We start from the raw sequence: 2,358 nt of genomic DNA, 5'->3' as shown, positions 1-2,358 counted from the left end.
CGCTCGGCCACCACATGCCGCGCGAACACCGCCCCCAACCCACCGGTCCCACCAGTGATCAACACCGTCCCCTCGGGATTCCAGGCACGATGGTCAGAGCCGGACACCACCCGCGCCAGACGCGGCACCCACACCTCACCCCCGCGTACCGCCACCTGCGGCTCGCCCGAGGCCAGAAGCGCGGGCAGCGCGCCGGACAGGGTCGCGAGCGAAGACTCCCGATCGTCCACGTCCACCAGCACGAACCGGCCCGGACTCTCCAACTGGGCACTGCGGACCAGTCCTCGCGCCGCCGCCGCGACCGGGTCCGGCGCCGCCTCACCGTCCTCTCCGGCACCGGCCACGACCCCGCGCCGGGTGAGGAGCACCAGGCGCGAATCGGCGAACCGCTCATCGGCCAGCCACCCCTGCAGCAAGCCCAGAACACGCGAGGTCAACTCGTGTACCGACTCCACGACCCCGCCGGCCCGGCCGGGTAGCGCCTCCGTCAGCACCACACCCGGCACCGGACCCGCCTCCACCAGCGACAGCGGATCCGCGTGAACCGGCGCTGAAACCCCGGCCACCCGTAGCGCCCCGACGGCACCCAGCGTGTCCGGGCCGAGCACCGCCACCGGGAGCGGATCGGCGGTCGGGAGATCCGTCAGCGGCGTCCACTCCACCCCGAACAACGCGTCCCTACCGGAGGCGGTCAACCGCTCCGCCGCGACCGGCCGCAGCACCAGCGACCGCGCCGACACCACCAATTCTCCTGCCGCGTCCACCGCCACCAACGAAACCGCGTCATCACCGGCCTTGGTCAGCCGGACCCGCAGCTCCGACGCGCCCACCGCGTGCAGGCACACCCCACCCCAAGAGAACGGCAACCGGCCACCCTCCGACTCATCCAGCCCGGCGAACGGCACCGCGTGCAACGCCGCGTCCAACAACGCCGGATGCAACCCGAACGCACCCGCGCCCGACGCCGCCCGCTCCGGCAGAACGACCTCGGCGAACACCTCGCCATCCCGGCCACGCCACGCCGCCCGCAACCCCTGAAACACCGGCCCGTAATCCAACCCACCCGCAACGAACCGCTCATACACCCCATCCAGCTCGATCACCGACGCACCCCTCGGCGGCCACACCGCCGCATCGAACGACACGGCGGCGCGGCCTCCGGCCGCCAGCACACCGGTCGCGTGCTCGATCCACGGCTCCTCGTCGGCGGCCTCGGCCGACCGGGCGTAGACGCTCACGCCGCGACGGCCCGACCCGTCCGCCGCCCCCACCCAGACCTGCACCGCGACCGCGTCCCGCTCACCCAGCACCAGCGGCGCGGTCAGGGTCAGTTCCTCGATCACGTCACAGCCGGCCTGGTCGCCCGCCCGTACCGCCAGCTCCACGAACGCGCTGCCCGGAACCACCACCGAACCCGCCACCACGTAGTCGGCGAGCCACGGGTGCGACCCCAGCGACAACCGCCCGGTCAGCAGCACCCCGTCGGAGCCGGCCAGCCCGACCGAGGCACCCAGCAACGGATGGCCCGTGGCCGCCAGCCCCGCGGCCGCCACGTTCCCCACCCGCGAGGCCGCGCCGTCGGGCCAGAAGCGCCGGCGCTGGAAGGCATACGTCGGCAACTCCACCCGGCGCCCACCCGCGAGCACCGACTCCCAACCCACCGCCGCCCCGTGCACGTGCAGTCGCGCCAGCGCCGACATGATCGCCGACGGCTCGTCCCGGTCCCCGCGCAGCACCGGCACCACCACCGCGTCAGTCTCCGCCACCACGTCCGCGACGGGCCGATCCTCGGCGGCGAGGGTGTCGGCGGCCATTGCGGCCAGCACCCCATCGGGGCCGAGCTCCAGATAGGCCCGTACTCCCTGCGCGTGCAGCGTCCGGATGCCGTCGGCGAAGCGGACCGCGCCGCGCACCTGCTCCACCCAGTAGTCCGGCGAGCCCAGCTGCTCCACCGTCGCCGCCTCACCGGTCAGGGTCGACACCATCGAGATCCGCGGCGGGTCGTAGGTCAGCGTCCGGGCCACGGCCCGGAACTCCTCCAGCATCGGGTCCATCAGCGGCGAGTGGAAGGCGTGCGACACCCGCAACCGCTTCGTCCTGACCCCGCGCTCCTCCAGAGCTGCGGCCACCTCCAGCACCGCCTCCTCCACCCCGGAGATCACCACCGAGGACGGACCGTTCACCGCCGCGACCGACACCTCACCCTCACAGCCCGCCAGCAGGTCGGCGACCTCCTCCTCAGAAGCCCGCACCGACACCATCGCCCCACCAGCAGGCAACCCCTGCATCAACCGCGCCCGCGCCGCCACCAGCGCACACGCGTCAGCCAGCGACAGCACCCCGGCCACATGCGCCGCC

1 protein-coding gene is annotated in these 2,358 nt (G+C 73.5%); it reads right to left on the bottom strand.

The features are described from left to right. The coding region (locus AC5L38_RS44025) for a SpnB-like Rossmann fold domain-containing protein (protein WP_495248785.1) at window positions 1–2,358 on the bottom strand (2,358 nt) is incomplete at both ends.

It is taken from the genome of Streptosporangium nanhuense (assembly GCF_059358815.1).
Note: the sequence above shows the minus strand (reverse complement) of the source record. Positions and strands in the feature narration are given on the sequence as shown.